Below are 273 nucleotides of genomic sequence, written 5' to 3'. Positions count from 1 at the left end.
CCTGACTGTCCGGCTTGTCCGCAACGAGCAGTCCGATCTTTTCCGCAATTACCCGAACTTCTTCTTTTGTATATTCTCCTACCGGCATCAACGTTCGTTTCAACTGTTCCTGCGTCAGATTATATAATGCATAAGTCTGATCTTTTGCAGCAGTTGCCGAACGCCGCAGAGCATATCTCCCGTTTGAAAGCTGCTCAACTCTTGCATAGTGCCCTGTCGCAATAAAATCTGCTCCGATCGAGATGCTGCGCTTAAGAAGCGCTTCCCATTTCA

At 48.0% G+C, this 273-nt stretch carries 1 pseudogene; it reads right to left on the bottom strand.

The features are described 5' to 3' along the window. Nucleotides 1-273: pseudogene (locus NE668_RS09795) on the bottom strand (tRNA 2-thiouridine(34) synthase MnmA); the annotation flags it as partial.

Source organism: Veillonella parvula (assembly GCF_024461875.1).
GTDB classification, from domain to species: domain Bacteria; phylum Bacillota; class Negativicutes; order Veillonellales; family Veillonellaceae; genus Veillonella; species Veillonella parvula_I.
This window is presented reverse-complemented; position numbering and strand designations above follow the sequence as displayed.